Source organism: Streptosporangium sp. NPDC000396 (genome assembly GCF_042898655.1).
In the GTDB taxonomy this organism is placed as follows: Bacteria; Actinomycetota; Actinomycetes; order Streptosporangiales; family Streptosporangiaceae; genus Streptosporangium.
Map to the genome: position 1 here is coordinate 41,325 of NZ_JBIAZA010000043.1, position 24,129 is coordinate 65,453.

Annotated in this window: 21 protein-coding genes; 10 read left to right on the forward strand and 11 right to left on the reverse strand. The window is 70.8% G+C overall.

The window, feature by feature from the left end; translation table 11 throughout:
* The first annotated feature begins 187 nt into the window (after positions 1–187).
* Positions 188–1,348 (forward strand): CaiB/BaiF CoA transferase family protein, encoded by a 1,161-nt coding sequence (locus tag ACFY2X_RS42840; RefSeq protein WP_389949764.1) that lies wholly within the window; start codon positions 188–190, stop codon positions 1,346–1,348.
* Positions 1,349–1,478: 130 nt separating this feature from the next.
* On the opposite strand, the gene ACFY2X_RS42845 is transcribed toward ACFY2X_RS42840, so the two are convergent.
* Positions 1,479–1,949, reverse strand: a complete 471-nt coding sequence (locus ACFY2X_RS42845; protein ID WP_389949767.1) for an Lrp/AsnC family transcriptional regulator — start codon at positions 1,947–1,949, stop codon at positions 1,479–1,481.
* A gap of 121 nt (positions 1,950–2,070) precedes the next feature.
* Between ACFY2X_RS42845 and ACFY2X_RS42850 the strand changes: the two genes are divergently transcribed.
* The gene (locus ACFY2X_RS42850; protein WP_389949769.1) at positions 2,071–2,478 is read left to right on the forward strand and encodes a RidA family protein; all 408 of its coding nucleotides are present in this window, start codon (positions 2,071–2,073) and stop codon (positions 2,476–2,478) included.
* 8 nt (positions 2,479–2,486) lie between these two features.
* Here ACFY2X_RS42850 and ACFY2X_RS42855 read toward each other — a convergent pair whose 3' ends face one another.
* A complete protein-coding gene (locus ACFY2X_RS42855; protein ID WP_389949771.1) occupies positions 2,487–3,659 on the reverse strand; it encodes a PucR family transcriptional regulator in 1,173 nt (390 codons plus the stop codon).
* A 121-nt stretch (positions 3,660–3,780) separates the two neighbouring features.
* Between ACFY2X_RS42855 and ACFY2X_RS42860 the strand changes: the two genes are divergently transcribed.
* The 3 genes from ACFY2X_RS42860 to ACFY2X_RS42870 all read left to right on the forward strand — a co-directional run bounded on the left by ACFY2X_RS42860 (position 3,781) and on the right by ACFY2X_RS42870 (position 7,473).
* Complete coding sequence (locus ACFY2X_RS42860) at positions 3,781–5,058, forward strand: MFS transporter (RefSeq protein ID WP_389949773.1); 1,278 nt, start codon at positions 3,781–3,783, stop codon at positions 5,056–5,058.
* Positions 5,058–6,314 (forward strand): alkyl sulfatase dimerization domain-containing protein, encoded by a 1,257-nt coding sequence (locus tag ACFY2X_RS42865; protein ID WP_389949776.1) that lies wholly within the window; start codon positions 5,058–5,060, stop codon positions 6,312–6,314. The genes ACFY2X_RS42860 and ACFY2X_RS42865 overlap by 1 nt, the downstream gene beginning before the upstream one ends.
* Before the next feature lie 88 nt (positions 6,315–6,402).
* Entirely contained in the window at positions 6,403–7,473 is a 1,071-nt protein-coding gene (locus tag ACFY2X_RS42870) for a phosphotransferase enzyme family protein (protein ID WP_389949779.1), read from the forward strand.
* A 326-nt stretch (positions 7,474–7,799) separates the two neighbouring features.
* Here the strand turns inward: ACFY2X_RS42870 and ACFY2X_RS42875 are convergent, their stop codons facing one another.
* From ACFY2X_RS42875 to ureA, 4 genes are all read right to left on the reverse strand, one after another.
* Positions 7,800–9,635 (reverse strand): tetratricopeptide repeat protein, encoded by a 1,836-nt coding sequence (locus ACFY2X_RS42875; RefSeq protein ID WP_389949781.1) that lies wholly within the window; start codon positions 9,633–9,635, stop codon positions 7,800–7,802.
* Between the two features lie 305 nt (positions 9,636–9,940).
* Positions 9,941–10,927, reverse strand: coding sequence for an agmatine/peptidylarginine deiminase (locus tag ACFY2X_RS42880; RefSeq protein WP_389949816.1), 987 nt, complete (start codon positions 10,925–10,927; stop codon positions 9,941–9,943).
* Between the two features lie 40 nt (positions 10,928–10,967).
* Positions 10,968–12,617: an urease subunit alpha gene (locus ACFY2X_RS42885; RefSeq protein ID WP_389949784.1), complete on the reverse strand. Its 1,650-nt coding sequence runs from the start codon at positions 12,615–12,617 to the stop codon at positions 10,968–10,970.
* Positions 12,614–13,636, reverse strand: a complete 1,023-nt coding sequence (gene ureA / locus ACFY2X_RS42890) for an urease subunit gamma (RefSeq protein WP_389949787.1) — start codon at positions 13,634–13,636, stop codon at positions 12,614–12,616. Before ureA ends, ACFY2X_RS42885 begins: the two co-directional genes overlap by 4 nt.
* A 69-nt stretch (positions 13,637–13,705) precedes the next feature.
* Between ureA and ACFY2X_RS42895 the strand changes: the two genes are divergently transcribed.
* The gene (locus ACFY2X_RS42895; protein ID WP_389949789.1) at positions 13,706–14,299 is read left to right on the forward strand and encodes a TetR/AcrR family transcriptional regulator; all 594 of its coding nucleotides are present in this window, start codon (positions 13,706–13,708) and stop codon (positions 14,297–14,299) included.
* Here the strand turns inward: ACFY2X_RS42895 and ACFY2X_RS42900 are convergent.
* Positions 14,219–15,454, reverse strand: coding sequence for an MFS transporter (locus ACFY2X_RS42900; protein ID WP_389949791.1), 1,236 nt, complete (start codon positions 15,452–15,454; stop codon positions 14,219–14,221). The two genes, ACFY2X_RS42895 and ACFY2X_RS42900, sit on opposite strands and share 81 nt — an antisense overlap.
* 23 nt (positions 15,455–15,477) lie before the next feature.
* Here ACFY2X_RS42900 and ACFY2X_RS42905 point away from each other — a divergent pair, with 23 nt between their 5' ends.
* Entirely contained in the window at positions 15,478–16,107 is a 630-nt protein-coding gene (locus ACFY2X_RS42905) for a CGNR zinc finger domain-containing protein (RefSeq protein WP_389949793.1), read from the forward strand.
* Here ACFY2X_RS42905 and ACFY2X_RS42910 read toward each other — a convergent pair.
* Complete coding sequence (locus ACFY2X_RS42910; RefSeq protein WP_389949795.1) at positions 16,031–19,117, reverse strand: efflux RND transporter permease subunit; 3,087 nt, start codon at positions 19,115–19,117, stop codon at positions 16,031–16,033. The two genes, ACFY2X_RS42905 and ACFY2X_RS42910, sit on opposite strands and share 77 nt — an antisense overlap.
* A gap of 172 nt (positions 19,118–19,289) precedes the next feature.
* On the opposite strand from ACFY2X_RS42910, the gene ACFY2X_RS42915 reads away from it, so the two are divergent.
* Together ACFY2X_RS42915 and ACFY2X_RS42920 are read left to right on the forward strand one after the other, a co-directional pair.
* Positions 19,290–20,537: a sensor histidine kinase gene (locus tag ACFY2X_RS42915; protein ID WP_389949797.1), complete on the forward strand. Its 1,248-nt coding sequence runs from the start codon at positions 19,290–19,292 to the stop codon at positions 20,535–20,537.
* A 16-nt stretch (positions 20,538–20,553) separates the two neighbouring features.
* The gene (locus ACFY2X_RS42920) at positions 20,554–21,216 is read left to right on the forward strand and encodes a response regulator (RefSeq protein ID WP_389949800.1); all 663 of its coding nucleotides are present in this window, start codon (positions 20,554–20,556) and stop codon (positions 21,214–21,216) included.
* Here the strand turns inward: ACFY2X_RS42920 and ACFY2X_RS42925 are convergent.
* Positions 21,191–21,457 carry an ROK family protein gene (locus tag ACFY2X_RS42925; RefSeq protein ID WP_389949802.1) on the reverse strand — a complete coding sequence of 89 codons (267 nt, stop codon included), beginning with the start codon at positions 21,455–21,457 and terminating at the stop codon, positions 21,191–21,193. The genes ACFY2X_RS42920 and ACFY2X_RS42925 overlap by 26 nt on opposite strands.
* A 108-nt stretch (positions 21,458–21,565) precedes the next feature.
* Entirely contained in the window at positions 21,566–22,183 is a 618-nt protein-coding gene (locus ACFY2X_RS42930; RefSeq protein ID WP_389949805.1) for a DUF4291 domain-containing protein, read from the reverse strand.
* A gap of 124 nt (positions 22,184–22,307) precedes the next feature.
* Here ACFY2X_RS42930 and ACFY2X_RS42935 point away from each other — a divergent pair, with 124 nt between their 5' ends.
* Complete coding sequence (locus ACFY2X_RS42935) at positions 22,308–23,078, forward strand: thioesterase family protein (protein WP_389949808.1); 771 nt, start codon at positions 22,308–22,310, stop codon at positions 23,076–23,078.
* A 251-nt stretch (positions 23,079–23,329) separates the two neighbouring features.
* Here ACFY2X_RS42935 and ACFY2X_RS42940 read toward each other — a convergent pair whose 3' ends face one another.
* Positions 23,330–23,824, reverse strand: a complete 495-nt coding sequence (locus ACFY2X_RS42940; RefSeq protein ID WP_389949811.1) for an HAD domain-containing protein — start codon at positions 23,822–23,824, stop codon at positions 23,330–23,332.
* Positions 23,825–24,129: the final 305 nt, after the last annotated feature.

Below are 24,129 nucleotides of genomic sequence, written 5' to 3' on the forward strand. Positions count from 1 at the left end.
GCCGTACCGGCACGGGCACGGGCACGGGCACGGAGTCCGGCACAGGCGCGAGACCCTGTGCGAACAAGGACGCGCCGGGCGTCGCCGGTTCCTTTCCCGGCCGAGATCCGGGTCCCCCTTCCCGGAGGTGTTCGTTGACGTTCTCCCTGAGGCTGAAGCCCGGGGTCTCCACACCCAAGGAGTTCCGATGAAGGCCCTGGACGGCGTTCGCGTGCTGGACCTGGCGACCCTGTTCGCGGGGCCGATGGCGGCGATGCTGCTCGGCGACTACGGAGCCGAGGTGATCAAAATCGAGCACCCGGCCAAGCCCGACCCCTCGCGCGGCCACGGCCCGCAGGGGCTGTGGTGGAAGATGCTCGGCCGGAACAAGCGCGCGATCACCCTTGACCTGTCCACGGCCGAGGGCCAGGACCTGCTGGTGGAGCTGGTCCGGCAGGCCGATGTGGTGATCGAGAACTTCCGCCCGGGAACGCTGGAGCGGTGGAACCTCTCCTACGAGCGCCTCAGCGGGGCCAACCCGGACCTGGTGCTGGCGAGAGTGACCGGGTTCGGGCAGTTCGGCCCCTACGCGAAGCGACCCGGGTTCGGCACGCTGGCCGAGGCGATGAGCGGGTTCGCGGCGATGACCGGGGAGCCGGACGGGCCGCCGACGCTGCCGCCGTTCGGCCTGGCCGACGGCATCTGCGCCCTCGCCACGGCCTTCGCGGTGATGACCGCGCTGCGCTCGGGCCGGGGCCAGGTGGTCGACCTGTCCATCATCGAACCGATCCTGACCGTGCTCGGCGCTCAGCCCACCATCTACGACCAGCTCGGCGTCGTCCCGCCGCGCACCGGCAACCGCTCGGTCAGCAACGCCCCCCGCAACACCTATCGCTGCAAGGACGGGGCCTGGGTCGCGGTCTCAACCTCGGCGCAGAGCATCGCCGAGCGCGTGATGCGCCTGGTCGGCCGCCCCGAGGTGATCGACGAGCCGTGGTTCGCCAGCGGGTCGGGCCGGGTCGCGCACGCGGACGAGCTGGACGACGCCGTGGCCGCCTGGGTGGCCGCCCACACCCGGGAGGAGGTCCTGGCCGCCTTCGAGCAGGCTCAGGCCGCCGTCGCCCCCGTCTACGACGTGCGCGACATCATGGCCGATCCGCAGCTGGAGGCCCTGGACGCGATCACGACCGTCGAGGACCCCGAGCTCGGCCCGGTCCGGATGCAGAACGTGATGTTCCGCCTCACCGGCACCCCCGGTGAGATCCGCTGGACCGGCCGCCCGCACGGGGCGGACACCGACGAGGTCCTCGGCGCCCTCGGGCTGTCGCCGGAAGAGCTCGCGGCCCTGCGGGGCAAGGGGGTCATCTGACCGGCGCCCGGTTTCACGTGCCGCCCGAGGGCGTGCTCCCGAAGAACTGTCTAAGAAGTCCTGACAGAGTGAGCTGAGCAGCATTTTTACAGGTCATCGGTTGTAATAAGTTCTATTTATTGGATTCCGGTTATTTTGGCCATAACTGCCTGGTCACGATCCGCGTATTGGTGGATTCCACATGTCCGCATGCCTGGACCTGCTGGATGAGATCGTCGAGTGCCCGCAGATCCGGCACACGCACTCGGAGGCTGTAGTGCACCGGACCGGCGAGGTGTTCGAGAAGCTGCACGCCCGGCAGATCCAGTAGGTAACGCTCCACCGGGGGCCCGTGGCCGCCGGGCCGGACCCGCAATTCAAGGAGCGCGTGTACCGGTGCGCCTTCCGCGTCTCGGTCGACATCGGCGTGGAACCCCCGGATCACTCCGGAACCGACCAAGCCGGCCACCCGGTTGCGGCAGGCGTTGGAGGACAATCCCACTCGCCGGCCGAGTTCCTCGTAGCTGAGACGAGCATTTCGCTCGAGGAGGCTGAGGATTTCCTCATCTATGGCATCAAGCCGTCGCTTTCCCCCGTCACCGCTTCTCGAACGCTCGTTCATACGGAAGATGGTATGCATGTCTTCCACGACTCCGAGTAACAGCACCCCTGAGCAGACGCTGGCCCGTCTCGGTCTGAGTGATATGCGGCCACCGGAACCGATCGGACGGTTTCGACATGCTGTGCGCGCCGGCGACCTCCTGTTTGTCTCAGGGACCTACGGGACCGTCAAAAGGCCTGACGGCAGCGACACTCTTCCCATCACGGGCAAGCTCGGCCGGGACCTCACCGTCGAGCAGGGATACGCCTCCGCCCGGCTGGTGGCCATCAACCTGCTTGCCATGGCCCGCACCGAGCTGGGCAGCCTTGACAAGGTGGACCGGGTCGTGCGACTTGCCGGCTACGTCAACTGCACCCCCGGCTTCGCTCAGGCGCCCGCGGCGCTCAACGGGGCGTCCGACCTGCTCATCAAGGTCTTCGGTCAAGAGCACGGCACACATGCCCGGATCGCGCTCTATCAAGCTGATCTGCCAGGTGAGGCGCCCCTCACCGCCGAACTGACCCTCTTGCTACGCCGGGACGCCCGATGACCGCGGCGTCAACCCCGCGATGCCAGCCTGCGGGCGGTGAGGGCGGTCCCGATCAGCATGATGCCGCGGGCGGTGCGCAGGTCGGCGGCGAGCAGGGTGCTGATGCGGGTGAGACGGTTGTCGACGGTGTTGGGGTGAACGTTGAGCGCCCGGGCGGTGGCGCGGCGGTCGAAGTCGGTGGCGTAGTAGGCCTCCAGCGTCTCGATGTGCACGGCGTCGAGCACGTCGAGCAGCCCGGACAGTTCCGCGCCGCTGGCGCCGGGGGCGCTCAGGTGGAAGTCGAGCAGCACGTCGCGGAGCTCGTACAGGCTCTGAGGGCGCCCGCTCGTCCGGGCGATCTCGGCGATCCTGGTGGACTGCCGGGCTGCGGCGGGGATGCCCGCCCGCCGCTCGGCCACGCTCACCCCGACGTGGATCGGGATGCCGCCGTCGGCGAGGTGGCGGGCCAGCTGGGGCGCGGGGAAGGACAGGCGCAGCGGGAGCAGCGCGTGGCCGCCCTCGGGACCGAACCAGGTGAGCACCGCCTGCCCGGCGAACCGATCCAGCGCCGCCTGGGCGGCGTGCAGGCGGCGCCGTACGGCCACCGGATGCTCTGAGGAGGGAAGCACCAGGGCGAGCACGCGGTAGCCGGGCTCCAGGGAGACGCCGTGCCGCGCCGCCACGTCGTCGGCCTCCTGCCCGGCCAGCAGGGCCCCGGCCACGGCGCGCAACGCCTCGCCGCGCTCGGCGCGCAGCGTCCCCTGCAGGTAGGCCTCGCTGACTGCGGTGGTGGTCTGCTCCAGGGTCAGGAAGATCATCTCACCCAACCGGCTCAGGCCGTGTTCCTCGCCGGGGAGCGTCACGGCGCACAGCGCCCGCCACATCGCCCGGTAAGCGATCAGGTAGGCGCCGAGCATGGTGGCGAGCGGCACGCCCTCGGCCATGCGCTGGGCCGCCCGCTCGCGGAACAGCCGCATGTCCCGGTCGGAAGGGACCTTTCCCTGGACGAATCTCAGGAACAGCCGGAGCCCGTGCCGGACGGTCGAGGCCATCTCGACGTCCAGCATCGAGGACGGCAGAGCCGCGGCGTCCGGGATGGAGGATCGCTGCTCGGCGACGATCTGCCGGGTCAGCCCGTTGATCTGCGGCTCGCAGCGGGCCGCGATGAGAGCCGCGGTGAGGACCGGGTCGTGAGAAGACATGACGCAGATTGTGACATCTCACAATTCATGGGCCCCGACGGTGGACCGCAGGTGATTGCCCGCACCGCATCCGCCCAGCAAAGTGAGGGAACTCCCGGCGTGTCGATCTATGGAGGGTGTGATGACTACCACCGCGGTGTCCGGCACCCCGGTCACCGACCGGCGGCGGGCCTGGACGGTCGTCGCCATGCTGCTGGCGTTCATGCTGATCAACTTTATGGACAAGGCCGTGCTCGGGCTGGCGGGCGGTGCCCTCACCGCCGAGCTCCATCTCACCGCGACCGAGTTCGGTGCCATCGGCAGCGCGTTCTACCTGCTGTTCAGCGTTTCCGGCATCGTCGTGGGCGGCCTGGCCACGCGGATCGACTCCAGATGGATCCTGACCGGAATGATGATCGGCTGGAGCGTGTCGCAGCTGCCGATGCTGATCCCCGCGGCGGGGGCGGGCGTGCTGTTCCTCACCCGGATCACGCTCGGCGCGGCCGAGGGTCCCGCCTACGCGATCTCCAACCACGCCGCGTTCACCTGGTTCCCCGACCGCGAGCGGAACCTGCCCGCCAGCGTGCTCACCCTCGGGGCGGGGCTGGGTGTGACGATCGGCGTGCCGATTCTCACGGTGATCATCACCGAGTACGGCTGGCGCTGGGCGTTCGGGTTCACCGCCGTGACGGGCCTGGTCTGGCTGGTCCTCTGGCTGCGCCTGGGCGGCGAGGGCCCGTACGGCGTGCGCGGGGGAGCCTCCGCCGGGCCCCGCGTGCCGTACCGGAAGCTTCTGCTCAACGGCACCGTGGTCGGCGGCACGCTGGCCACGTTCACGGTGTACTGGACCCTCGCGCTCTCCCTCACCTGGTTCCCGCAGTATTTGCAGCAGGTCAAGGGCTACTCGCTCACCGAGGTCGGCCTGCTCTCGGTCGTCTGGCACACCGCGGGGCTCGCGGTGATCCTCGGCACCGGCTTTCTCACCCAGCGGTTCCTCAGGCGAGGGGTGTCCAGCCGTGTCGCTCGCGGTCTGGTCGCCGGTGGCGCGGTCGCCACCGGCGGAGTGGCCATGGTCGCGATGACCCTGGTGGACGATGCGGTGCCGCACCTGCTGCTGCTGACGCTGTCGGCATCGGCGGGCTACATCGCCTTCCCCCTCACTCAGGCGGGCAACGCCGAACTCACCCCCGACGCGCAGCGGAGCGCGGTGCTGGGTACGACCACCGCGATCGCCACCGCCGCCGGGGCGGTGGCACCGGTGCTGACCGGCGCGGTGGTGCAGCGCGCCGCCGACGCGGCGACCGGCTTCGGCGCGGCGTTCACCATCGCCGGGCTGCTCATGGTCATCGGCGGCGTGGTCGCGGCCTTGACCGTCAATCCCGAGCGTGACAAGAAGAAGATCAACGGAGGAGTCGCCTGATGGACATCGTCGAATACGCCGACCAGGTCTGGAGCGGGGAGGCCGTCGATGACATCGTGAGGGGAGATCTCTCTCAGCACGGGGTCGTCGAGGTCGTCGACGGCGTGGGCTTTCGTGGCGGATTCGGCAACACGATCGTCGTGCGGGGGAGCGGGGAGACCACGCTCTTCGACACCGGCATCGATTTCGACGCCGATCGGCTCCATCGGCAGGTGCGGGCGTGGACCACGGATCCGGTCACGACCGCGATCTACTCCCACGGCCACATCGACCACGTCTCCGGCGTGGGACCGTTCGATGCAGAGGCGGACGCGGCGGGGCGGCCCCGGCCCACGGTGATCGCACACGAGGCCGTCACGGACCGTTTCGACCGCTATCTCATGACCCGGGGCTACAACGCGGTGATCAACCGCAGGCAGTTCCGGGTGGACGACCTCTCCTGGCCGGGCGAGTATCGCTACCCGGACGTCAGCTACCGAGAGGACCTGACCGTGCGCCCGGGCGGCGCGACCATCGAGCTCTTCCACGGCAAGGGCGAGACCGATGACGCCACCATCGGGTTCCTGCCCGAGCAGCGGGTGCTGATGCCGGGTGACCTGTTCATCTGGCTGACGCCGAACTGTGGGAACCCGCAGAAGGTCCAGCGCTACCCCCGCGAGTGGGCGGTCGCGCTCCGCCGGATGGCCGCGCTGAACCCCGAGATCATCCTGCCCAGCCACGGCGCCCCGATCTTCGGCGCGGACCGGGCTCAGCAGGCGCTCCTGGAGACGGCGGAGTGGCTGGAGAGCCTGGTCGAGCAGACCTTGGCGATGCTCAACGAGGGGGCCAGGCTGGATGCGATCATGCAGGCGGTCAAGCCGCCCGCGCGCCTCGCCGACCGGCCGTACCTGCGGCCGCACTACGACGAGCCCGAGTTCGTCGTGCGCAACATCTGGCGCCTGTACGGGGGCTGGTACGACGGCAACCCGGCCAACCTCAAGCCCGCCCCGGACGGCGTGCTCGCCATGGCCGTGGCCGAGCTCGCGGGTGGTGCGGCGAAGCTGGGCGAGGCGGCGCTGAAGGCTCTGGCGGCGGGGGACCAGCGGCTGGCCGGGCACCTGGCGGAGATGGCGGCGCTCGCCGCCCCCGGCGATGCGGGCATGCACCGGATCCGGGCCGAGGTTTTCGCCGCCCGCGCCGAGACCGAGGCGTCGCTGATGGCCCAGGGCGTTTTCCTCTGGGCGGCGGCCGAGTCCAGGAAGGCCGCAGGGGAGTGACGGACGCGCTTCGGGGCACCCCTCGCCGCCGCGCGGGGCGAGGTCTCGGATAAGATCCGGACCTTCGCGCGACGTACACGGAGGACCGATGCAGGCCGACGACCTGTCCGCCGGGGGCGCCGTGCCGTACGGCGTGCGCGGTGCCGCCGGTGAGGCGGCGCGGATCCACGATCTGTCCGCCGGGGACGAGGTGCTGGACGGCGTGCACGGCGTCGCCCGTGAGGCGGCGCGGATCCACGGCCTGCCCGAGGCCGAGGTCACGCTGATCAACGTGTCGGAGAACGCCACCTACCGGGTGGACGACCCGGCCACCGGAACGCGGTCCATCCTGCGGGTGCACCGTCTCGGCTACCACTCCACCCCGGCGATCCTCTCGGAGCTCGCCTGGCTGGAGGCGCTCCGGGAGGAGGCCGGGGTGCGGACCCCCAGGGTGATCCCGGCCCCCGACGGCTCCCGGGTGCTGACCGTCCCCGGCAGGTGGCCCCGTGACTGCGTGATGTTCGAGTTCCTGCCCGGGGCCGAGCCGCCGCAGGACCGGCTGGTGCCCGGCTTCGAGCGGCTCGGCGCGATCACCGCGCGGATGCACCGGCACGCGCGGGGCTGGCGGCGACCGGCCGGGTTCACCCGCTTCCACTGGGACTACGGCGCGGCCCTCGGCGCCGAGTCGCGGTGGGGACGCTGGCAGGACGGCCTGGGGATGGACTCCGAGTCGCGGGCCGTACTCGGCCGGCTCGACAGGGAGCTTCGCGGGCGGCTGCGCCGATTCGGCCGGGGCGCCGATCGCTACGGCCTGATCCACGCCGACCTGCGCCTGGCCAACCTGCTGGTGGTGGGTGAGGAGCCGCCCAGCGTCATCGACTTCGACGACTGCGGTTTCGGGTGGTACCTCTACGACCTGGCCGCCGCGGTCAGCTTCATCGAAGACCACCCCCAGGTTCCCGAGATGGTCCACGCCTGGGTTCGGGGCTATCGGACCGTGCTGGACCTGTCGGTCGAGGACGAGGCCGAGATCTGGACGTTCATCATGTTCCGCCGCCTGCTGCTGGTCGCCTGGATCGGCACCCACACCGGCGTGGACATCGCCGCCGAGCTCGGCTCCGGCTACACCGAGGGCAGTTGTGAACTGGCCGAGCGGTATCTCGGCGGCTCGCTTCGCTGATCCTCGCGGGGGAGGGGAGCGGAGATCCGGGAGGTGGTCTGGCCACCCGCGGGATATGGGGCGATCACTCCCCGGTGATCGAGGTTTCTCCGGGCCCGCGCCGGCGAATGCCTTTTGAACGATGCCTCGCCGGTGGCGCAACCCCTATTCCACTATTCACAGCTAATTGGGATTTATGGTTAATCGACTGGTTTAGCTGGTTTGGCTGGTTTGGCTGGCTGTCGTAAGAGCTGATGGATTATTTTCAGCTGAATCCAGGGCATTCTCCGTGCTCTTTGCCCGCCGGACCCGCCGTTCCGCCCCGCGATCCCGCCGGGCGCCCGGGGTCAGGACTTCAGGGCCTGGCGGATGTCGTCGTCGTCCGGGGCGAGCTCCATGGCCCGCGTGAGATCGGCCTTCGCCTCTTCCTCCCGCCCGGCGGCGCGCAGCGCCATCGCCCGGTTGAACAGCAGCGCGGGGTCGGCGCCCGGCTCCAGCGCGCGGGTGAAGTCGGCGATCGCGCCCTCGGGGTCGCCGGTCTCGAACGCCAGCATCCCCCGGTTGGCCCAGGCCGCCGCCAGCGAGGGGGAACGCTCCAGCGCCTGGTCGAAGGCGGCCCGCGCCTGCCCGGGGCGGCCCTCGGCCATCTCGACCTGGCCCAGCGCGCACAGCAGGTACGGGTTGAGCGGATCGAGCGCGAGTCCGGTCTCCACGTCTGTCCTGGCTCTGGCGTACTCGCCGAGCGCCACCAGCAGCCCGGCCCGGTTGGCCAGCCCGTCCACGAACTCCGGATCCAGCTCCAGCGCGTGGTCCAGGTCGGTGAGCGCGCCCCGGTGGTCCCCGGTGGAGAAGCGGATCTCCGCCCGGTTGTAGTACGGCTCGGGGAAGGGCGGGCCGACCCGCATCGCCGTCTCGTAGTCGGCGATCGCCGCGTCCAGCCTGCCCAGCCTGTGCAGCAGGTTGCCGCGGTCGATGTAGTAGTCGGGATAGCCGGGATCGGCCGCGATCACCGCGTCCAGGTCTTCCAGCGCGTCCTCCGGACGGCCCAGCATGATGGCGAGCTGTGCCCGGTTGGCCAGCAGCACCATCCGGTGGATCGGGTGCTCGTCCGGGAGCAGCCGGCCGGTCAGGTCAACCGCCTGCTGGACGAGTTCCAGGGCCTTCGCGGGGCGGCCGAGCCGTACTTCCACCAGGGCCCGGCCGTTGAGGTCGAAACCGAGCTTGAACGCCCGTTCGCGCGGGTCGGGCAGCAGCGTGGAGATGGCTATCGCCTGGTTCACCCAGGCCAGCGCGGCGTTCAGGTCGCGCCGGGCCGGATCGTGGTGGCGGACCTTCAGCATCCCGGTGGAATAGGCCGCGGCCGCGTGCGTGGCGGGGGAGATGCTTTCGCGCCTGGCCAGGTCGAACAGGGCCTCGGCCTCCTCCTCGCGTTCCAGCGCGCCGAGCGCGGTCGCGGTGCTGTGCAGGAGCCGCCACCAGGTCTCGGGCTCGGCCGCCGGGTCCGTCAGCGGCAGCGCGCGCAGGCCCAGCTCCGCCACAGCGTCGTGGCAGCCGGCGTCCAGGCACCATTCGATCGCGAAGCGGAAGGCCTCCACCGCCTTGCGCGGATCGGTGCCGTGCTCGCGGTGGTAGGGGATCGCGCCGAGTCGGGCGCCGATCGTCCCCTCGCGTTCCAGCTCGTCGGCCCGGGCGTCGTGTTCCTCGGGGCTGAGGGGTTCGTCGGACACGCCGTGCTCGCCGGCCACGACGGTCAGCAGTCCGGGGTCGATCCGCCGCCGTAGCACCGCCAGCAGCTCGCGGTCGGTGGGATCGGCCTCGTGCATGTTCTCCACGACGAGCGTCCGCGGCCCGGTGTCGGCCAGATGCCCACGGACGAACTCGGCGAATCCGTTGGACAGGCGCAGCGTACGGCGGGGCGCGTGGACGAGGATCCGCTCCGCCCTGGGCAGGTGGGAGGCCAGCGACCGGCGCCTTGCGGGTATCAGCTCGTGCATGTCGGGAGCCATGGCACGCAGCTCTATGTCATATCGGGCCACCAGTTCCGGCCGGGCGATGGACGCCAGGGCCGAGGCGATCGCGCCCCCGGCGGTGTACGGCCCGCGCAGCCGCCGGTCGGCGTCCACGGGAGGCAGGAGCAGGGGGGGAAGGGACGGGTTTTCTGCTGGGAACGGTCCCCGACTCACCGGTCTCCTTTATGTCTATGTCGTTCCGGGAGGGCGGCGCCCATTTCTGGGCGCCGATTTCTGCGTTTTCGGTTTCAGCCGACGTGCTTGGGGCTGGCGGCCCCGCTGAGCGCGACCGTACCGGGCTTGTGAACAATGACGTGCTTCATTGCATGCCTCTCTTGCGTAATAAGAACAAATCGCAAGTATTCGCATTAATCGCCCAGATTGACAAGATCTATTTACTTGGGTGGCCAGATCCGGACAGCGCTCTGGACAAACCAGGATAGATCCGCCCGGCACGGAGTCGTGCCGGGCGGATCCGGTCAAGGCCGAGGCTGCTGCTGGGTGATGCAGTGGATGCCGCCGCCGAGGGCGAAGATGCCGCGGGCGTCGATCGACTCGATGGCTCGCCCGGGAAAGAGCCTGGCGAAGATCTCGGCCGCCGCGGCGTCGCGCGGGTCGTCGAAGGAGCACAGCAGAGCCAGCCCGTTGGCCAGGTAATGGTTGATGTAGGAGTAGTCGACCAGCTCCCCGTCCACCTCGCGGGTCTCCGGGGCGATCAGCTCGACGACCTCCAGCCGACGGCCCCTGGCGTCGGTCGAGGACCGCAGGATCGCCAGGTTCTCCCGGGTGACCTCGTAGTCCGGGTGGGCCGGGTCGGGCTGGACGTGGCACAGCACCAGGCCGGGACGGGCGAAGGAGGCGAGCAGGTCCACGTGACCGCTGGTGCCGTACTTGCCGTAGTCGGCGGTGAGACCGCGCGGCAGCCAGATCACCTTCTCCACGCCGATCCGGGCGGCGAGCTCGGCCTCCACCTGCTCCCTGGTCCAGCCGGGGTTGCGCTTGTCGCCGAGCTGGACGGTCTCGGTGACGATGACCGTGCCCTCGCCGTCCACGTGGATGCCGCCGCCCTCGTTGACCATCTCCGAGCGGAACCTCCTGGCGCCCACCCGCTCCAGGACGGCCCCGGCGACCAGGTCGTCCTTGGCGTGGGCGTGCCAGCCCCACCCGTTGAAGGTCCAGTCCACCCCGGCCAGGCCGCCCTCGCCGTCCAGCAGGAAGGTCGGGCCGTTGTCGCGCATCCAGCAGTCGTCCAGCGGCTGCTCCATCACCTCGACCTCGGGGGCGAGCCAGCGAGCGGCCGACTCGCGTTCACCCGGGTCGACCACCATGGTGACCGGCTCGTAGCGGACGATCGTGTTGGCCACGCTCGACCAGGCGCGATAGGTGGCCTCAGGGTTGGTCAGCGCGTAGTTGGCGACCGGCCAGGACATCCAAGTGCGGTCGTGCGGGTGCCACTCCGGCGGCATGAAGAACACGTCGATGCTCCTTCTGGGAGAGAGATGCAGGTCAGAGGAAGTACAGGCGGGTGAGCGAGACCGAGTCGGCCGGAGCCGACCGGATCGGGTCGCCGTCGAGGGTGACCTGGCCGAGGGCGTCGACCTGGACGGACCCGAGCCGGGAGTTGCGGACCAGGTCCCCGGGGCCGATGCCGCGGGTGCCGCGCACGCCGACGCGGCGGCGGCGGGTCGTCATGTGGTCGTTGGCCGCGTCCGCGGCGGCCCCGCTGACGAAGGCCACCGACAGGTCCGCGGCGGTCGCGCCGTACGCGCCGAACTGCGGGCCAAGCACCAGCGGCTCACAGGTGTCGGTGGAGGCGTTCGGGTCTCCGGTCACGCCGTAGGCGGGGAATCCGGCCTTCAGCACCAGTTGCGGCTTGGCGCCGAAGTGGTCCGGCCGCCACAGGACGACGTCGGCCAGCTTGCCCGGCTCCAGCGAGCCGATCTCGTGGGACAGGCCGTGGGCGATGGCCGGGTTGATCGTCAGCTTGGCCAGGTAACGCAGCACCCGCTCGTTGTCGTTGCGCTCCGGCACCCCGAGCTCGGCCTTCATCTTCCCGGCCATGGCGAACGTCCGGCGGACCGTCTCACCCGCCCGGCCCATGCCCTGCGCGTCGGAGGAGGTGATGCCGATGACCCCGAGGTCGTGCAGCACGTCCTCGGCCCCCATCGTGCCCGCCCGGATCCGGTCCCTGGCCAGCGCGGCGTCTCCCGGCAGCTCGGGCCGGAGCCCGTGCACCGAGACGATCATTCCGTGGTGCTCGGCGACGGCGTCCCGGCCGAAGGGCAGCGTCGGGTTGGTGGAGGAGCCGATGACGTTGGCCACCCCGGCCAGCTTCAGCACGTTCGGCACGTGACCACCGCCGCAGCCCTCGATGTGGAAGGCGTGGATCGTCCGGCCGGAAAGGACGGCGAGGGTGTCCTCCACCGACAGGCACTCGTTCAGGCCGTCGGTGTGCAGGGCCACCTGCACGTCGTGCTCCTCGGCCACCCGCAGCGCGGTGTCCAGCGCGCGGGTGTGCGCCCCCATGTCCTCGTGCACTTTGAAGCCGCTCGCGCCGCCCTCGACCAGAGCCTCCACCAGAGGGGCCTCGTGCGAGGACGAACCGCGCGCCAGGAACCCGATGTTCACCGGCCAGGCGTCGAAGGCGTTGAACGCGTGCCGCAGCGCCCACGGCGAGTTCACCCCGACACCCCAGACCGGCCCGAACTCCTGGCCGATGATCGTGGTGACGCCGGAGGCGAGGGAGGCCTCCATGATGCGCGGGCTGAGCAGGTGCACGTGGGTGTCGATCGCCCCCGCCGTGGCGATCAGCCCCTCGCCGGACACGATCGTGGTCCCCGTGCCGACCACCACTTCCACGCCGTCCAGGGTGTCGGGGTTCCCGGCCCGGCCGACGGCGTGGATCCGTCCCTCGCGCACGCCGATCGACGCGGTCCGCACGCCCAGCATCGGGTCGAGGATCAGCACGTTGCTGATCACCAGGTCACAGGTCTCCCTGATGGAGGCGGCCTTCAGATGCAGGCCGTCGCGCGCGGTCTTGCCGAACCCGGCGAGGAACTCCTCCCCGGCCTTCTGCGAGTCGTGCTCGACCTCGACCACCAGGCCGGAGTCGCCGAGCCGCACCCGGTCGCCCTTGCGCGGGCCGTACACGCTCACAGGTCGCTCGCTTTCGCCGGCCGCTCGTCGATTCCGGCCCGCCGGGTCACCTCGCTGTCCAGGTAACCGCAGGCCCGGGCCTTCTCCATGGCCCGCTCGAAGGCGCCGGGCGCGTCCAGCGGGCCGTCCACCAGCCCTGCGAACCCGACCGCCACCCGCGCGCCGCCGATCGGCACCAGCTCGACGGTACGGCTCTCGCCCGGGTCGAAACGCACCGTGGAGCCCGCGGGGATCGCCAGCCTGCGCCCGTAGGCGGCACCCCGGTCGAAACGGAGCCGGGGGTTCACCTCGAAGAAGTGGAAGTGGGAGGTGACGCTGATCGGCACGGCCGCGGTGTTGGTCACCTCCACCTCGGCCACGTCGCCGGCGGGGACCGCCTCGCTCGTCACGTCCACTCCGTCAGTGTGGGCCGTGCCCGCGCGGGTCGTGGCGCCCGCGTGGGCGGCGACGGCGCCGCCCGCCGGATGCCCGGGTGTCTCGATCGCGGTCTCGATCACGGCGCCGGGCGCCTCGGCACCCAGGGAGCCGCCGATCGGGTCGGCGATCACGGCCAGGCGGGTGCCGTCGTCGAAGACCGCCTCGACCATCACCTGGGTGACGACATCGGCCACGCCGGGCAGGACGTCGTCGGGGCCGAGCACGTTCCGCCCCGCCTCGATCGCCTCGGCCAGCCGGGCCCCGTCCCGCGCGGCCTCGCAGACCGTGTCCGCGATCAGCGCGGTGGCCTCGGGCACGTTCAGCCTCAAGCCGCGCGCGCGTCTCCCGCGGGCCAGCTCGGCGGCCGTGAACAGCAGAAGCCGATCACGCTCGGCTGGTGTCAATCTCACGATCTGTCCCCCCTTGTATTCACAAAGTAGTAGACGAGGGTGGGGGCCGGCCCGCCATGGCGTTCCCCGCCGGGGACGGGGCCGGCGCCGCGCGTCTCGACCGTGGGGACTTCGTCCGTGCCCGTTCGGGCCCGTGCGGTCACCGCCACCCCCTCGACCCCTCGTGACTTCCGGAAATGTTGAGAACAGCACTCAGGTTAGAACAGTACTCAAATATTGAGCAGTATTCTAGAAAGGGTACGTGAAGATACGGTGATGACCATGACTGCGAAGCTGGAACGGCCCGATGTGCGAGCGCACGTCCTGCGCGCGGCGCTTCAGGCCATCGACGAGGTGGGGCCGGACCGGCTGCGTGTGCGGGACATCGCCGAACGCGCGGGCATGAGCACCGGTCACGTCATGTACTACTTCGGCAAGCGCGACCGGATCCTGGTCTCGACGCTGCTGCTCAGCGAGGACGAGCTGGCCGAGCGCCGGACCGCCGAGCTCACGGCCATCGCCGACCCGCGAGAGGCGATCAGCCGCTTCGCGGAGCTGTACCTGCCGCGGAGTGCCGGGGACGTCCGGTGGCGGCTGTGGGCCCAGGTCATCGCCAGGCCGCCGGACGACGCGGAGACGCTCGCCCGGATCTCCGGGTTCCTGGACACCTGGGTGGACGAACTCGCCCGGCTCGCGGCCGAAGGCGCGGAGCGGGGACTGTTCCGGCCGGTGGACGACGTCGAGGACTACGCGACGCGGATGTGCCGGATCATGGACAGCCTCGCGAACGACGTGCTACTCGGGCTGCCCGGCCGAGGCCCCGGATGGGCCCACGAGCAGGCGATGAGGGCGATCCGGCGGGAACTGCTGCCCTGACCGCCCGGTGGTCAGCAGGTAGGCCAGCGCCGCGAGGAGCTGGAACCCCGCCGCCGCGAACAGGGCGCCGGTCAGGGACCAGGTGGCCAACGGCCCGGCGATCGCGGAGCCGGCCGCGAAAGCGGTGATCTTCAGGCTCGCCGCGGTGGTGAAGATCTGGCCTCGGAGGTGCTCGGGCGCGTCGCGGTGCCGTACCGCCAGCACCGCCGTGAGCTGGGGGCCGTGACCGAGCCCGGCGACGATCGCGGCGGCCACCGCGACCGCGGGGGAAGGCGACACGGCGGCGAGTGACGAGCCCGCGGCGAGCAGCAGCGTGCTGATCAGGATCACCCGGTCGGGTACGGCGGGCGGGCGCCTGGCCATGACCACGTTGGCGGCGAGCGCGCTCGCGGCCAGCACGGACAGCAGCAGGGCGCCGTGCCCGGCCTCCCCGGTGAGCCTGGCGCCGAGCAGGGGCGAGCAGACGACCAGCACGCCGGACCCGGCGAAGGACACCATGGTGGTGACCGTCGCCCGCCGCAGGCCGGCGATCCGCGCGAGCGAGGAGAAGCCGGCGACCAGATCCCGCCGCAGGGGCCCGTGGCCGCTAGTGACGGGCCGGGCGGGAAGCCTCCAGGCCGCGGGGAGCGCCAGCAGCACCAGAACGATCGAGACGACGACCGGAGCCGGGGCCCCGGCCGCGGTGGCCAGCATTCCGGCCAGCGCGGGCCCGATCAGGCTCGCGACGTTGTAGGTCAGCCCGTCCAGCACGCTGCCCCGTCGTATCTCCTCCTCCTGGAGGATCAACGGCAGCTGGGCCGTCCAGCCGCCCGCCAGCGCCGGGCCGAACAGCCCGGCGAGCACCGCCACCCCGACGAGCGGCACGACGGGCATGTGTCCCAGGGCCAGCAGGATGAGCGTGAGCCCGGCCGCGTACACCGTCAGGGCGGTGGCCAGCAGGCGCCCCGGGCGAGGGCTGCGGTCCACAAGCGCGCCGAACACCGGACCGCCCAGCGCGGAAGAGATGGTCAGGCCCGCGAGCAGGGATGCCGCGGCGGTCACCGAGCCGGTGACCGAGAGCCCTAACAGGAGCAGCGCCGGGCTGGACATCTCGTCCCCGGTCCGGGCCGCCACGGCGCCTGTCAGATAACCACCGAGTCTGTAACGTCTCTTCACCATCGAGACGTTACAGTAGGAATGTGCGCCACTCCACCAGAGAAATGGCCGACCGCGCCGCCGACCTGACCGCCGTCCTGCTGGCCTCTCCCACCGTCGAGAGCGTGAGCGAGGTGCTCCACGCGTACGGCGAGCAGCCGGGCGACCTCGGGCTGACCGCCGAGGACGTCACCGCGATGCGGGCGGTGGCGGACCGGCTGCGCGAGGTCTTCGCGGCGGCCGACGTCGACGAGGCCGCCGGGCTGCTCAACCGGCTGCTGGCCGGTGTGGCGCGGCCGCCCCGGCTGACCACTCACGGTGGCCAGGCCGCCTGGCATCTGCACGTGGACGGCCACGACGACGCCCCCTGGGCCGAGTGGTTCCTTGCCTCCTCCGCCATGGCGCTGGCCGTGCTCCTCACCGACAACCAGCGGGTCCCCGGCGGCATCTGTGCCGCGCCCGGCTGCGGTCGTCCGTTCGTCGACTCCGCGGGCGGCAGCCCCCAGCGCTTCTGCTCCTCCCGGTGCGCCACCCGGGTGCGAGTGGCCGGGCACCGGGCGCGGCGTGATGCCGCACCCGGTGGCGGGTCCGCCGGGATCAGCCCGCGTGGGCCGGCTCCGGCTCGGGGAGCGGAGCGGACACCGGGCGGCGGGGACGCCGGAATCGACCCTTGATGTCCTCGATGATGGTGTAGAGGGTGGGCAGGAGGATCAGGGTCAGCAGGGTCGAGCTGCTCAGGCCGCCGATGACGACCACGGCCAGAGGCTTGGACAGGAAGCCGCCCTCGCCGGTCAGGCCCAGCGCCATCGGCGTCAACGCGCAGATGGTCGCCAGCGCGGTCATGATGACCGGGCGAACCCGGTGCCGGCCGCCCTCCACGACCGCTTCACGGGCACTCATGCCGTTGTCGCGATACTGGCGAACCAGGTCGAGCAGGACGATCGCGTTGGTGACCACGATGCCGACCAGCATCAGCATGCCGATCAGGCTGGCCAGGCCGAGAGGCGTCCCGGTGGCCACCAGCAGGCCGAGGGCGCCGGTCGCCGCGAACGGGATCGAGACCAGCAGCATGAGCGGATGCGCCATGCTCCGGAACGTCGCCACCATGATCAAGTAGACGATCAGGATCGCCGCGGCGAGGGCGGCGAACAGGCTGTTGAACGAGCTGGACTGCTGCTCGCTGACCCCGCCGATCTCGGCGGTGGCACCGGCGGGCAGCTTCAGCGCCTCCACACGCTTCTTGAGCGCGGAACCCGCCGCGCCGAGGTCCTGGCCGGTGAACTTGGCGCTCACCGTGGTCGCGCGCTCCCCGTCGATCCGCGTCAGCCGGGTGGGCGCCGTCACGGTCTCGACCGTGGCCACATCACCGAGCCTGACGGTCCGGCCGAGCGGCGTGGGGATCCGCAGGTTTCCCAGCGCGGTGACGTCGTCCGCCGGGACGTCGACACGCAGGAACATCTCGCGTTCGGTGCCCTCCAGGGCGACCTTGGCGACCTGTTCGCCCTGGGTGACCCGGACCACCGCCTGGGTGACCTGGCCCTCGGTGAGCCCGCGCGCCATGGCGGCCTTGCGGTCGACCCGTACGGCGATCTGCTTGGACGTCCCGGCGATACCCGCTTTGACCTCGGAGGTCCCCGGCGTCTGCCGCATGGCTCCGGCGACCAGGTCCGCCGCGCGTGCCAGCGAGGTCTCATCGGCCGCCGACACGGTGACCGCGAGGCCGTCGCCGGCCAGGCCTCCCTGGTCGTCCTGGACGATCACCTTGCCGACCTTCGGATCGGACCCGGCCAGCTCGGCGAGCCGGGTGCGGGCGGTCTCCCGGAGGGCTTTCATGTCCGTGTTCTTCTTGGCGGTGACGGAGAACGTCGCAACGTTGCGCGCCCCGCCCTGCTCACTGCGGTCCGGCCCGATGGTGACCTGGTAGGACTCGACCCCGGGCACCTCCCTGACCGCCTTCTCCACCACGCGGGCCGCCTCGTCGGCCGACGCCAGGCTCGTCCCGGCCGCCAGCTCCTGGCGCACCTGGAAGGTGTTCTGCCCCGAGCTGCCCAGGAAGTCGGTCTTCAGCTGGGACACCATGCTGCCGGTGGCCACGAGGATCCCGAGGGCGACCAGGAGCGTCACCCACCGCCGCCGCACGGCGAACCGGATGACCGGGACATAGGCCCGCTGGAGCACACCGTTGCGCTCCCTGGCCTCCACGACCTCACGGGCCACCCCGGCCTTGGGCGCCTTGAGGAACCAGTAGGCGAGGACGGGGATCACCGTCAGCGACACCAGCAGCGAGGCCAGCAGGGCGATGCTGACGGTCAGGGCGAAGGAGGAGAACAGGTCCCCGATGATTCCGCCCGTGAACGCGATGGGCAGGAAGACGGCCACCGTGGTCAGCGTGGAGGCGGTGACCGCCCCGGCCACCTCGCGGGTGCCGGACTGGACCGCCTGGAGTTTGGCCTCGCCGTAGTCCAGATGGCGCTTGATGTTCTCGATGACCACGATGGAGTCGTCCACGACCCGGCCGATGGCGATGGTCAGCGCCCCGAGCGTCAGCATGTTGAGCGTGAAGCCGTTGGCCCACAGGCCGATGAGCGCGACAACCAGCGACAGGGGGATCGAGATCACCGTCACGACGGTGGACCGGAAGGAGAAGAGGAAAAGCAGGATGACCAAGGCGGCGAAACCCAGCCCGAGCAGGCCCTCGGTGGTCAGGTTGCCGATGGACTTCTCGATGAACTCGGACTGGTCGAACGCGACGGTCAGCGTGGTCGAGGCGCCCAGGGACCGGGTGAGCCCGGGCAGCCGCCTCTTGACCTCCTTGGCGATCGCCACGGTGTTTCCCGTCGGCTTGGCCATGACCGCCACGCTCAGGCTGGGCCTGCCGTCGGTGCGGGTCAGCGTCTCCGGACGCTGCTCGACGACGCGGACGTCGGCGACGTCGTCGAGCGTGACCCTCGGCGCCAGGTAGAGGCGGCGCACGTCCGCGAGGGAGTCGAAGCTCTCGCCGATCTGCAGGGCCAGCGACTCGTCACCCGAGGTGAGGGTGCCGGCGGGCACGACGGACCCGCTGGAGCCGAGCACGGCGGCGACCGCGTCGGTGGTGAGCCCGCGCTTCCTGAGCTCATCCTGGTCCAGGCGGATCTCCACGGTCTCGGGCCGCTCGCCGCTGATGAGCACCCGGCTCACGCCGTCGATGCCGCCCAGCGCGCCGGGGGCCAGCTCCTTCAGCCGCCGGGCCAGCCCGCGCTCGTCGTCGCCGGTGGCCGCCAGGCTCAGGACCGGGAACTCGGCCGAGACCCCGGTCGCGACCTGGGGAGTCACGCGAGGCGGAAGCTGCGGCTGGATCTGGCTGATCCGCTGTTGCAGATCCTGGATAGCCTTGTCGATGTCGGTGCCGTGCTCGTATTCGATGGAGATGCCCGCCAGGCCGTCGCTGGAGAACGACACGATCTTCTTCTGGGCGACGCCTCCCTCGACGGCCGCCTCGATCTTCTCGGTGACGTTGCGCTCGACGATCTGCGGTGAGGCTCCGGGATAGACCGCGGCCACGCTCACCGTGGGCGCGGAGAACTGCGGGAGCAGCTCCTGCTTCACGGACATGGTGGCGATCGCTCCGAATATGAGCACCGCGATCGCCAGAAGCGCCACCAACGCCCTGTTGGCGAGGCTGATCCGGGTAAGAGCATTCAACGGGGGTCCCCCTTGGGAATGATTGTCCCGTCCAGGGTTCGGCTTCGGCGCCGGTCCGCGATAGAGGACAAGGTTGCGCGCCGGAACAACGAAAGTTGCAAGGCCGTACCCTTTGGTTGACTGTCGGCGGCAGGTGCTGGCACGGGTGTGAGGTGCTGGATAGCGTGGCCGGATGAACTGGAAGCCATCCCGTGCGGTCACGGCCGACGTGGTCATGGCGATCGTCATCGGGGGGCTGGGCGCCTCGACGACGCTCGCGGTGGCCGTCTCCAGCCCGTGGCCGCTGTCGTGGAGCGCGTGGGCCGCGGTCGTCGCGCAGCTCACCGGCGGGCTGGCTCTTCTCGCCAGGCGGCGGGCCCCGGCCGCCGTGGTGATGCTGTGCGCCGCGCTGTGCGTCTTCATCTCGCCGGCGGCGGCGCCGTTCGCCACCTACGCGGCCGGTCTCTACGGCAAGGGCCGAGCCCGTGACTGGGCCGCGGTCATCCTCCTGTCGCTGATGATCGCCCGGCCCTGGCACATGTCGGGATCGGTGCCCGAGATCCTTCTGAACACCGCCTCCAACGCTCTCGTGGGGATCGCCCCGGCGCTGTTCGGCATGTGGCGGGCCTCCCGGCGGCGGCTGTTCCAGGCGCTGGCCGACCGGGCCGAGCGAGCCGAGCGCGAGCGCGAGCTCATGGCCGAGCAGGCCAGATCGGAGGAGCGGGCCCGGCTCGCCGGTGAGATGCACGACGTCATCACCCACCGCGTCAGCCTCATGGTGCTGCGCGCGGGCGCGCTGCGCACCGTCGCCCGCGACGAGGTGGTCCGTGAGGCGGCGGAGGAGCTGCGCCAGATGGGCTGTCAGGCCCTTGAGGAACTACGCGACCTGGTCGGCGTGCTGCGCTCGGAGGAGACGTTCGGCTCCGCCCGCACCGCCGACCCCGTGGCGCTGGACCTGTCGGCCCTGGTCGCGGAGTCCAGGGCGGTGGGGGTCGAGGTCGATCTCAGGGTCGACGGCGACCCGCTTCCCCTGCCGCCCGTCGTGGCCCGTACGGCCTACCGGGTCGTCCAGGAGGCACTGACCAACGTGCACAAGCACGCGCCCCGGGCGCGTGTGACCATCCAGGTGGGTTACACCGGCGACCGGCTCCGCGTCGTCGTGCGCAACACCGCGGCGGGCGGTAACAAGGTGATCGTGCTCGGAGAGGGCGGCACCGGCCTCAGCGGCCTGCGTCAGCGCGTCGAGCTGGTTCACGGCTCGCTGCGGGCGGGGCCGTCCGAGGAGGGAGGGTTCGAGGTGGAGGTCTCGCTGCCCACGGTCGCCGGCGAAGGGGCGGCAGCCGGGCGGGCGGCCCGACGCCGGGCCGTGGCGCCACACCCGGTGGGGGCGGCGTCGCATCCGGTGGAGAAGGCCGCCGGGGGAGCGCGGGTGCCATCGTGACCCGGCGGGTGTCATCGTGATCCGGGTGCTGATCGTCGACGACGAGCGCATGGTCTGCGCCCACCTGCGGACCATCCTGTCCGCGGCCGACGACCTGCTGGTGGTCGCCGAAGCCTATGACGGAGCCGAGGCCGTGGAGGCCGTCGTGCGGCACCGGCCGCACGTGGTGCTGATGGACCTGCACATGCCCGGGGTCGACGGGCTCGCGGCGATCGAGCACATCGCCCGCTTCCCGGCGCCGCCGAAGGTGGTCGTGCTGACGACCTTCGACCGCGACGGCTACGTGCTGCGGGCCATGGGCCTTGGCGCCGCGGGGTTCCTGCTCAAGGACACCCCGCCGGAAGACCTGATCGGACTGGTGCGGGTGGCCGCCGACGGGCACACCGTGCTGTCCCCGGCGGCCACTCAGCGGCTGCTCGCGGCCTCGGCCGGACGCGACACGGCCAGAGAGCGGGCCCTCGCCCGGATCGGGGATCTCACCGACCGGGAGATAGAGGTGCTCACCTGCCTCGGTGAAGGTCTGCCCAACGCCGAGATCGCCCGCAGGCTCTACCTCTCCGAGGCCACGATCAAGAGCTATGTCTCCCGGATGCTGGTCAAGCTCGGCTTCTCCAACCGGACCCAGGCAGGACTCCTCGCCTCGGAGGCAGGGCTCACGGGCACGGGGAAAGGACCGTGACGGCGTGCTCGCCGAGCGGTGGGTGCGGGGTCGTGACTTCGAGGGGATGACACCTCGCCCATGGCCCAGCGGACCATCGAGGGCCGCTCGCCACGGTCTCCACGCACCCGGTCGCCCCGTACGGGCACGGGGGGCCGCCCGGATCGACGACGACGTGCCCGAGGTGACCGGCATCGCCGGTGGGCCCGGCGAAGGGACGTCCCTCCAATACGAGACCGCCTCCCACACCCGTGGAGACCACGTTTGTGCGGGTGTGGCCCCTCCCGTCTCGGAGGGGGCCGATCCGGAGGGAGCGGTCGGCCCGGAGGGGATGGTTGGTCTAGAAAGGGTGGTTGGCCCGGAGGGGTGGTCAGGCTGGAGAGGCTGAACCGGCGTCGTGATCCGTCGTGGCGCCGATGACCTGCGCGAGGACCTCCGGCACGGGGTAGGGGCGCTCGATCGGGAGCAGCCCGGCCGGGTTCTCGCGGTCCCGGAGGGCGGTGTGGATACGGTGCACCTTGTCGGTGATGTCGGTGATCGCGACGGTCCACTCCTCGAGATAATGGCTGACGGCCTCGCCGGACAGCCCGATCTGGATGGACCGGTACGGCAGAGCGTTCAGATGCGGGTCGCGCTCGGGGTCCCACTGAATCCGGACCGGGCTCCGTCGTAGCCGGTCCGCCCAGGTGGCGGGGTCGGCGTCCGGGCCGTGATGGCTGAGGCAGGAGTGAGCGAGCGCCCACTCGAAGCCGTCGCGGGTGATGTCGATGGCCAGGACGCGGGTCTGGCCGGGCTTGGTGGCCCAGCCGCAGCGGTACATCATCCACAGGAACGACGGCTTGATCCAGGTCATCCGCTCGCGCTTGAACGGTGCGACGAATCGCTGGGCCGCGACGGCGGGACCGGCGATGGCCGGATCGTAGGCCTGGTAGACGGTGATCGACTCCTCGGTGTAGGCGGCGCGGATCTGCCGGTAGGGCGCACTCATGCCGCTCAGCGTCCCGAAACGGACCCCCGCTGAGCAACCGGATTAATCAGACGGGCAACCGGCCCGACCTCGACGGCTGGCCCGCCTCGCCTGACGGGCGCCCCCACCTCTAGAATCTTGTTCTATGGCGATGTACCTTCCCCTCGGCGCGGGCCGTTACCAGGCCACCGAGCACACCCAGGGCCCCTGGGATCCCCGGCAGCAGCACATGGGCCCGGTAACCGCGCTGCTCGTCCACGAGCTCGAGCGCACCCCCGGACTGCCTCTGGTCAAGCTCGCGGTGGACGTGTTCGCCCCCGTCCCGCTGGCCGAGGTCGAGGTGCGCACAGAGATGATCAAGGACGGCAAGCGGGCGCAGTGCCTGGGGGCCTCCGTCGTGTCGGGCGGGCGCGAGCTGGTCAGGGCAACCGCCTGGCGGATCAGGGAGGGGGAGAGCGCGGCCACGGCGACGGCATCGATCCCCGGGCCGGTTCCACCGCTCACCCCGCGCGACGCGAGTTCCTGGCTGGCGCGCGGCTTCGGGTACGGCCAAGCCATGGACTGGCGCTTTGTCGAGGGATCCCCGAGCGAGGTCGGCCCCGCGGTCGCCTGGGGCCGGGTCAGGGTGCCGCTCGTCGAGGGTGAGGAGATCACCCCGATGGAACGACTCGCGATCTTCGCCGACAGCGGCAACGGCATCAGCTACGCCCTGGACTTCGACGCCTATCTGTTCGCCAACGTGGACCTCACGATCTCCCTCTTCCGTGCCCCGGTGGGGGAGTGGATCTGCATGGACGCGGCCACCACGATCGGCCCGGCGGGGTGCGGCCTGACCCGCACCAGGTTGTTCGATCAGAGCGGTGAGGTCGGCGCGGCCGGTCAGACGCTCTTCGTCGAGCCCCGGCCCGCGCCGTGATCTGAGGGAACATGTCCTTGGGCATCGTCCGCGACCAGAGCCCGGCACCGGCCGGTCTCACCAAGGACATCGCCGAGATCGGCTGCCCGGCCGATCGATCTGGTCTGACCGTGGCGGTCAGGACACCGAGGTCTCAGCACGGCTGCGTCTCAGTCACGTCCGCCCCCTCACCTGTCGCTCGGCTTCCGGGACACGCCGGCTCCCGCCTCGAGAGGCACAACCGTGGAGTTTGACTGCCGCGACCGGCCCGATCATGAGCCGCCGGTCGGCCCGTGCTCGGCCAGCCACTGCCTGGCCTGGTCAAGATGCTCGCCGGTGAGCCCGGCGCGGGGGTCGACGTCGATGAGGAGGAAGTCTCCCACTCCGGGGTGGTGCGTCAGGTAGTCGTGGTCGGCGGCGGTGAGGTCGTCGTCGAACCAGACGAACGGGCGGTGCTGGACGTAGTCGGCCACGGACCGGGTCTTGAAGTGCTCGCCGTACAGGGAGGTCAGATCGCCGGTGACAGTGATCACCGGAAGATGGAGAAGGCCGATGCGCGGGCTGATCTCCTCGTTGGCCTGCTGCTCCCAGGTAGTGGCCCACACCAGTTCGGCACCGGTGGCGCGGGCGAGGGCCAGCAGCTTGGGCCCATGCCGCCGGTCGAGCAGAATCCTGTACAGCTCGCCGTCCACGATGACCTTGTAACGCCGGAACCGCGGAGAGGAACGTCGTAACGGGTTGAGCACCCCGTCGACATCCAGTAGCACGAGTGGTCTCACTTGGTCCCGTCCCCGGCAAGTCGTTCTTCCCTCGATCGCCTGCCATCGCTCCATTGTGCCTGCGGGTGTGTGACGGAGCGGTGGGTTTCCGGAGCGTCCCGGTCTCCCGGACCCGGTCAGGGCTCGGGTCAGCAGTGGTCTTACCGACGCCGTTGGGGCCGAGCAGGGAGAAGATGGTGCCTGCCGTGATGTGCGGGTCGACGGCGTCGAGGACGAGGTGCTCGCGGTAGGCCTTGCGCCGCAAGATCCCAATATGCCTGGCGCTCGGCGTGGAGCTTCTTGCGTCCCTGCGG

Excerpts from the sequence above, each read along its gene's own strand:
- ACFY2X_RS42840 (WP_389949764.1), top strand. The coding sequence starts at position 188 with ATGAAGGCCCTGGACGGCGTTCGCGTGCTGGACCTGGCGACCCTGTTC.
- ACFY2X_RS42845 (WP_389949767.1), bottom strand. The coding sequence starts at position 1,949 with ATGAACGAGCGTTCGAGAAGCGGTGACGGGGGAAAGCGACGGCTTGAT.
- ACFY2X_RS42855 (WP_389949771.1), bottom strand. The coding sequence starts at position 3,659 with ATGTCTTCTCACGACCCGGTCCTCACCGCGGCTCTCATCGCGGCCCGC.
- ACFY2X_RS42860 (WP_389949773.1), top strand. The coding sequence starts at position 3,781 with ATGACTACCACCGCGGTGTCCGGCACCCCGGTCACCGACCGGCGGCGG.
- ACFY2X_RS42865 (WP_389949776.1), top strand. The coding sequence starts at position 5,058 with ATGGACATCGTCGAATACGCCGACCAGGTCTGGAGCGGGGAGGCCGTC.
- ACFY2X_RS42870 (WP_389949779.1), top strand. The coding sequence starts at position 6,403 with ATGCAGGCCGACGACCTGTCCGCCGGGGGCGCCGTGCCGTACGGCGTG.
- ACFY2X_RS42880 (WP_389949816.1), bottom strand. The coding sequence starts at position 10,927 with ATGCCGCCGGAGTGGCACCCGCACGACCGCACTTGGATGTCCTGGCCG.
- ACFY2X_RS42895 (WP_389949789.1), top strand. The coding sequence starts at position 13,706 with ATGACTGCGAAGCTGGAACGGCCCGATGTGCGAGCGCACGTCCTGCGC.
- ACFY2X_RS42915 (WP_389949797.1), top strand. The coding sequence starts at position 19,290 with ATGAACTGGAAGCCATCCCGTGCGGTCACGGCCGACGTGGTCATGGCG.
- ACFY2X_RS42930 (WP_389949805.1), bottom strand. The coding sequence starts at position 22,183 with ATGAGTGCGCCCTACCGGCAGATCCGCGCCGCCTACACCGAGGAGTCG.
- ACFY2X_RS42935 (WP_389949808.1), top strand. The coding sequence starts at position 22,308 with ATGGCGATGTACCTTCCCCTCGGCGCGGGCCGTTACCAGGCCACCGAG.